Source organism: Acidaminococcales bacterium (genome assembly GCA_031290885.1).
In the GTDB taxonomy this organism is placed as follows: Bacteria; Bacillota; Negativicutes; order Acidaminococcales; family JAISLQ01; genus JAISLQ01.
Genome location: JAISLQ010000080.1, coordinates 1 through 7,040 on the forward strand (window position 1 = coordinate 1; position 7,040 = coordinate 7,040).

The window sequence follows — 7,040 nt, forward strand, 5'->3', positions numbered from 1 at the left end:
CCGTCCTTGCCAATTATTGGCATACTCATGGGTACATGTATAATGGCGCACGATATTTTTCTTACCCCCGTCAATTCGGCGAATACTATGATCGCCTATGGCACGGAAGCTTTTAAGCCAGGAGACATGTTTAGGATAGGCGTTCCTTTTACTGCCGTTCTCTTTGTTTTGGTTTTGGCCTGGATGCTTATATATTGGCCGATTGTCGGTCTTTCTTGAATGATTTCGGAGGTGGGAATAATTTATGAGAAGCGATAAAGATAAGCAAACGAGTCTACAGGAAGCAGTAAAAACATATTTGCCCAATGGCAGTTCCATGAGTTTTGGCGGCTTGGGGGCGCGAGACCCCTTTGCGGTCCTTTATGAAATAATCAGGCAAGGCGCAAAAGATTTAACGCTTATGACCACATCTATCATGGATATAGGCAATATTTTGATTGGCGCCGGATGCGTAAGGAAGGTAGAGGGCGCCTATGTTTGGATAGGATCGGTCGGGAGCGGGCTGAATTATCGCCGCGCGGTTGAAAAGGGGGTGCCGGTAAAGATAGAAATCGAAGAATATAGCAACTATTCAGCGAGTTTAAGGTTTTTGGCGGCGTCAATGAATATTCCGTTTATGGCGACCAAATCGCTTATCGGTTCTGATATTCCCAAGTACAACGATAAAATAAAACTTATTGACGATCCGTTCACTAATGAACCGGTGGCGCTTGTCAGCGCCGCCAGCCCGGACGTGGTGTTTATTCATGTTCAAAAGGCCGATACTGCGGGCAACGGTCAGATATGGGGCATCTTGATGAATGATCCGACACTTGCCCGCGCCGCGAAGAAGGTCGTTTTGACCTGCGAGGAGATCGTTTCGACGCGCGAGATACGCAAATTGCCTAATCTTACCGCCATACCGGCTTATTGCGTGGACGCTGTTGTAGAAATACCGTTTTGCAGCCATCCTATGTGGACTGCCGGCTATTATTGGTGTGATTTGCCTTTCAGGCGCAATTTCATGCTGTATAACAAAACGCAGGAAGGTTTTGAAAAATGGCTGAAAGAATGGGTTTTGGACATTAAAGATTGGAACGCGTTCCTGAATAAAATAGGCAAAGACCGCTTGGAAAAACTTGCCAAAATGGAAAGGGACAATTATAATATCCCTGTTTTGGCTTATGAAGGTGGTGCGAAAAGATGATTGCGGAAAAATATTCAATAAAAGAGCTGATGGCTGTTTCCTGTGCGCGCGAGATAAAAAACGGCGAAAGAGTTTTTATCGGCATTGGACTTCCCATGATGAGCGCCCTGATCGCGCAGAATACTCACGCGAAAGATTCGATTTTTGTTTATGAGGGCGGCGGCGTAGGCGCGATATCGCGCCGGGTACCCTGGTCCATTGCCGACAATCCTACGGCGGAGAACGCGCTCATGATCCATGAAATGTGGCGGCTGTTCAGCGATACCCAGGCAGGATTTATTGACCGCGGCATCATTGGCGGCGCTCAGATCGACAAATACGGCAATATTAATACTACGGCCATATTCGGCAAAGGCGGCAATTATGAAAATCCGAAGATTCGGTTGCCAGGCAGCGGAGGGGCCAATGACATAGGTTCGTCAACAGGCGAAACGACAATCATCATGCAATTGGAAAAAGGCAAATTCGTTGAAAAAATAGACTATATCACCACGCCAGGCCATTTGACCGGCGGGGATGCCAGACAGAAAGCAAAACTTGTTGGCAAAGGACCTACTTCGCTTATCTGCCAAAAAGGCATATTTCGTTTTCACCCGCAAACTAAAGAAATGTATTTAGACATGCTCTTTCCCGGCGCTACGGTTGACGAAGTCAAAGCGCTCATTGATTGGGACGTAAAAATTGCGGACAATCTGAAAGAAGTGGATCCGCCGCTGCAAATACATATTGATATAATGAAAAAATATGATCCGCGCCAAATAATGCTCGGCGCGAAATCTAACGAGGAAGAAGATTTCGACGAGTTTTTTGAAACGATGAAACAAGCTTACGAAGAGGTAGTTTTGGATTTTTGATATATTCTGGGTGTAATGGGCCTCTCCGGTAATTAAGGCGGCAGCGCAAATGCACTTGTTTGAATGTTTTGCCGCAATACGCCGATCATTTCTTCAAATGTCGCCTTCGGATCCTATCTATCCGCTTGAATTGCCTTTCTATTAGCTTTTGCGATTCATCTTTGTCGGTTTTTTGCTGAATTTTTCTAATTACTTGGAGAGGCCTGATGCAAAATCCCGCTCTTGGAGAGCTGTTCTTGAGGGTTGCGGCAAGGCGCCGTATTGTAGTGCCGAATTATCGATGGGAGGGGTTTTTATGTATGAAACGATCATTGTTGAGAAAAAAGATAAAATAGCCACACTTAGTTTTAACCGTCCCGACGTGCTTAACGCTATGGATTTTGTCATGCGGGAAGAAATAAGGCTGGCGCTTATCGAACTGGAAAGAGACGACAATATTCAGGTAGTGGTTGTTACCGGCAAAGGCCGCGGATTCTGCTCGGGCGCTGATTTGTCGGCGACAATGGGGACAAAATACAGATCAAACGCCGGCCGCAAACGGATGCGCAATGTTTTTCCTCTTTATAAATCAATCATGAACAGCGACAAAATTTTTATAGCCGCGATTAACGGCGCCGTCGCCGGCAGCGGCCTTTCCCTGGCTTGTTGCTGTGACTTCAGATTTGCCGCCGATACGTCTAAATTTGGCCTGCCCTTCGCCAATATAGGGTTAATACCTGATTGCGGCCTGCTATATAATCTGCCGAGGCTTATCGGCTTGGCTAAAACGAAAGAATTGGCTATGCTGGCGGAAAAATTTGACGCCAATAAAGCGTTGGATTTGGGCCTTATCACAAAAGTTGTCAAGGCCGATGACTTGTTGCCGGCGGTAGACGAATTCGCGAAAACTTTATGCAAAAAATCTTATGTTTCTTTAGCTATGACAAAGAGCCTGTTAAACCGCACCTTTGAACTTAATTTTGACAATTTGCTGGAATATGAGGCCGGCGCTCAGGATCTATGTTTCTTATCAGATTTTCATAATGATGCCATAGCGGATATTCTGCGCAATATGAAAAGCAAAAAATAAACGGCAAAAAGCATTATGTTTGCCGGCGGGAAAATTACGGAACAGGCGCCGCCCGGGAAAACGCGATGAGCATAGCAGCCTCCGGGCACAGAAAGTGATCCGGGGCAAAGATTGCCGCATTGCCTGATTTATTGGCCGCCGCATAAAAATTAGTTGATTGCGGCTCCGGGAAGCGGCGCGCCAAACAAAAACGGCGCCGCCGGGTCGTGCCGGGCGGCGTTTTTTAAAGCGACGGACTGATTTATGTTGGCGTAGCAATAAACGCAGCCGTGGACGCAACTGTCATACATGCCGATGTCGACGCTTGCCAAGCAATTGCAAAGCGGCCTTTGCCCGGGGTCTTTTTTTGCTTTCGGCGGACGGCCGGCAAGCTTTCCGCTAATTTCGCCGTCTATGCAGGAAGCCGGGCTGACGCCGCAAAAACTGAAATCTTCCCCTTCCGAACAGGCAAAAAGGCGCAGACCTTTTTCTTTGGCGATCAGTGCCAATTCCCTGACTACCGAACGCATGACGGGGCTGGTGGGCTGGCTGAATTTGAAGGCCGCGATGTTTTTGTTGATTTTGGCGTAAAAATCAACAAAACTGATGACGCATTTTTGCGTGTAACCGGACAAGGCGCCGGCCAACCGGCGAAAGGCGTCCACATGGCGCTCCGGGGGGAATTGCTCGCTGACAATGATCGGGTCATAGCGCCAGACGAGCCTTTCCGCGCCGATTTTTTTGCCAGTTTGCCGGAAAGTCTTGACAAGGGCTTTCTTCTCCGGCAGGTTTGTTTCTATGTCGCGCCCGTAGGGGGTCAGGCTAAATTGCAGGTAGTATCTATATCCCAAGCGGTCTATCAAGGCAAAAGCGTCTGACATGGGCGCGGGATTTTTGCTCCAAAATACTATGCAGTCAATGGCCTGCGGCGAACAAAGCACTTTGCCGACGCTTTTGTGGTTGCGCGGATTGGGCGTGAGAAAAAAGCCCTCGCGCAGCCTGTTGACAAACCATTTTGAGTAAAAAGCGGGTATGTCGGTTCGGCGGCTGGCGCTTATAATCATTTATGCGCCTTTTCCAGCGCCAGCAATTTTGCCTTTACGTCAAGGCCGGCGCCAAAACCGGTCAGGGAATTGTCTTTGCCGATCACGCGGTGGCATGGGACAATAATGAGAATGGGGTTTTTATTGTTGGCGCCGCCTACGGCCCGGCAGGCTTTAGGGTTGCCTATCCTTTCGGCTAGCGCCTGATAACTGAGCGTTGACCCATAATCGATAGTTCGCAGGGCTTGCCATACTTTTTGTTGAAATTGCGTCCCGGTGGGCGCGATCGGCAGATCAAACTCTTTCCTTTCCCCAGATAGGTATTCGTCTAATTGTTTCACGGCTTTTGCGATCAGCGGGGTTTTTCGGTAAGTAAAATCATTCCCCGCGTGTTCTTTGTTCAAAGACAGCCCAACCAAGGCGCCCTGCCGCTCAAGGACGCTGAAAACGCCAAGCGGGGTTTGGTGCCGATAGTTGAACGTGTCCGCCGGCAGCGAAAGGGCTGATTCGGCATTAAGGCTCATTTTCCGTCACTTCCTTGTCTTATGATATTATATTGTTCTAAGATTAAAACCATACTATAGCGCTCTGGCTTAAAAAGTATCAACATCAAAATAATTGCAAACGGCACTTGCAGCATCTTCGCTGTCGGGAATGATGTCAATCAGGCTGCGTTTCATGTTTGCCCAATTTCCTTCAATGGGATTGCGCTTCGGAGAGCAGGCGGGCAAAAACAAAAGTTTATGTCGTGCCTGCGGCACAGGTTTTTCGTTTTCTGCGGCGGGTGAAACGAGGCGTTGCCCATTATCGCTGTTGTGCCTTTCGGCACGGATTTTATGAATCCGGCCGCCGTTGAACAGTTGAAGCGCTATATACCCTATCTTCCCTGCTTTTTTTGAAAATCGATTTCCGTGCAGTTTTTACCGGCGGCTTTTTTTCGGGTTTTCGCGTAAAATTCGCCGAAAATCGGTATCTGGTTTATGTCTTTTGCCGGCAGGGCGCCCAAAAACAACGCGCAGGAAATGTATACCGCCGCCCCCGCCAAAAAAGCCAAAAACAGGTTCCAAGCGCCGCCATCCCCCCCCCAGCGCAGAATGGGCAGTATGGCGGCCGACATGGCCGCCGTGGCCAAAAGTACGCGCGCCAGCCGCTTTATTTCAAGAAAATAACCCGTGTTGCGCCAGATAAAAAACATATTGAGCAAAGCCGCCAAAGAAATATCGGCGACCGTCGCCCAGCCCGCCCCTAGTATGCCAAGCCGGGGCACGGCGGCCAGCTGCCAGTTCAGAAATACTTTGGCCGCCGCCGCGACGATCATGCTGGCAGCCGGTATTTTGGTAAACCCAAGCCCCTGCAACATTCCCGTGCTTACCTGATGAAGCCCCAAAAAAAAGACCGCTCCGCTGGTTATCTTGATGATTTCGGCGGCCGCCGGGGAATTGTAAACTACCCGGGCAACCGGCCCGGCTAAGAGATAAAGGCCGACGGCGGCGGGCATAGTAACAAAAATCGCTATCCTGAACGCCGTGGCGGCTTTTTCTATTATGGCCCTTTTGTCGCCGAGCGCACGCGACTGCGCTATGGCGGGCACCAAGGATACGGTGAGGGCAGCCGTCAAAAGCGTAGCCAGGTTGACCAGGGGGATGGCCATGCCGGTCAGGTAGCCAAACAGCCTTGTTGCATCATGCACGTTAAATCCCGCCGCCGCCAAACGCCAGGGAACTATTATCATGTCAAGGTTGGCGACCAGGGGCAGCATGACGCTGGACAGCGCTATCGGCAGCGCCAGGCGGAAAATGCGTTTTATTATGGACAGATCGCTTTCCCCCGCTATGCTTTCCGCAAGGGCAAACTTCATGCTTTGCGCTTTGTTTAAGCGCCTGACAAAAAACAGCAATACAAAAAACGCCGCCAGGGCTCCCACGCCCGCGCCCATACTGGCGCCGGCCGCGCCGTACTCGAGCCCGCACGGCAATAGCAAAAAGGCAAACAGCAGCATTGCCGCCACCCGCAGAAGCTGCTCGGCAATCTCGGACAAAGCGGTCGGGGACATTTGCTGCCAGCCTTGCAAATAACCGCGCATGCTTGACATATAGGTAACAATGAATACCGCCGGCGCCAGGGCGATAAGCGACCAGTAAACCCTGCCGTCGCGGATGATTTGACTATCCAGCAGCCAGCCCGCACCGAAAATTATCGCCAGCATAAAAAAAACGCCGGTCCCAAAAAGCAGCCGCCGCGCGAGGGCAAATACCCGCCGCGCGCCCGAATAATCAGACAGGGCAATTTTTTCCGCCGTCAGGATGGATATGGCTACAGGCACGCCGGCCGAGGAAAGCGTCAGCCCCATAAGGTATATGGGAAAACCCATCTGGTAAATGCCTATGCCTTCGCCGCCCAGTATCCTTGACAAGAATATCCAGTTCAGCGTCCCGATTATTTTTACGATCATGCCGGAAGCCGCCAGTATGAGCGTCCCTTTTAAAAACATCCGGCTGCTGTGAGCTGTCATGCGCACCGCCTTGGTTTTGTAATGTTTCAGAGCCTGTTTGCACTATCCGAAATGTTCATGATTTTGAGCGAGTTTTTAGTTAGGCACGGCGCAAAACGCAGGCAAACCCCTATGTTCAGCGAGGCTTTGGCAGAAAGCATGGCGGAAAATTCGCCAGAAGATGGGCGTTGAATTGTAGCGTTAACAGGATTTAATCGGCCGTAATGCTTTTTGTTTGTTCCGGCGGCCCGTCGCCAATAAAAGAGCCTGCAATATCCCTGCCCGCATCGGTATGCCAGATCGTTTGCCCACGGCCTTTTCTTTCTATCCATACGTACCTGCTTTGCCGCAGCTCTTCTATGTTTTCGGCGTCCATGCGGAAATAGCCGGCCAATACGCTGTCCGGGACAAGCGGCCG

At 50.2% G+C, this 7,040-nt stretch carries 8 protein-coding genes; 4 read left to right on the forward strand and 4 right to left on the reverse strand.

Annotation, left to right across the window (positions count from 1 at the left end; translation table 11 throughout):
* The 4 genes from LBO03_10120 to LBO03_10135 form a co-directional block, all read left to right on the forward strand.
* Nucleotides 1–219 (forward strand): anion permease (locus LBO03_10120; GenBank protein MDR3349930.1); only part of this gene is annotated, 219 nt, incomplete at its 5' end.
* Between the two features lie 25 nt (nucleotides 220–244).
* Nucleotides 245–1,186 carry a hypothetical protein gene (locus LBO03_10125; protein MDR3349931.1) on the forward strand — a complete coding sequence of 314 codons (942 nt, stop codon included), beginning with the start codon at nucleotides 245–247 and terminating at the stop codon, nucleotides 1,184–1,186.
* Nucleotides 1,183–2,040, forward strand: coding sequence for a hypothetical protein (locus tag LBO03_10130; protein MDR3349932.1), 858 nt, complete (start codon nucleotides 1,183–1,185; stop codon nucleotides 2,038–2,040). The genes LBO03_10125 and LBO03_10130 overlap by 4 nt, the downstream gene beginning before the upstream one ends.
* 295 nt (nucleotides 2,041–2,335) lie before the next feature.
* Nucleotides 2,336–3,109, forward strand: coding sequence for an enoyl-CoA hydratase/isomerase family protein (locus tag LBO03_10135; GenBank protein ID MDR3349933.1), 774 nt, complete (start codon nucleotides 2,336–2,338; stop codon nucleotides 3,107–3,109).
* Between the two features lie 149 nt (nucleotides 3,110–3,258).
* Here the strand turns inward: LBO03_10135 and LBO03_10140 are convergent, their stop codons facing one another.
* The 4 genes from LBO03_10140 to LBO03_10155 form a co-directional block, all read right to left on the reverse strand.
* The gene (locus LBO03_10140; GenBank protein MDR3349934.1) at nucleotides 3,259–4,152 is read right to left on the reverse strand and encodes a DUF1848 domain-containing protein; all 894 of its coding nucleotides are present in this window, start codon (nucleotides 4,150–4,152) and stop codon (nucleotides 3,259–3,261) included.
* Nucleotides 4,149–4,655 carry a methylated-DNA--[protein]-cysteine S-methyltransferase gene (locus LBO03_10145; GenBank protein ID MDR3349935.1) on the reverse strand — a complete coding sequence of 169 codons (507 nt, stop codon included), beginning with the start codon at nucleotides 4,653–4,655 and terminating at the stop codon, nucleotides 4,149–4,151. The genes LBO03_10140 and LBO03_10145 overlap by 4 nt, the downstream gene beginning before the upstream one ends.
* A 353-nt stretch (nucleotides 4,656–5,008) precedes the next feature.
* A complete protein-coding gene (locus tag LBO03_10150; GenBank protein MDR3349936.1) occupies nucleotides 5,009–6,643 on the reverse strand; it encodes a polysaccharide biosynthesis protein in 1,635 nt (544 codons plus the stop codon).
* A 190-nt stretch (nucleotides 6,644–6,833) separates the two neighbouring features.
* A partial coding sequence (locus tag LBO03_10155; protein MDR3349937.1) for a hypothetical protein occupies nucleotides 6,834–7,040 on the reverse strand: 207 nt, incomplete at its 5' end.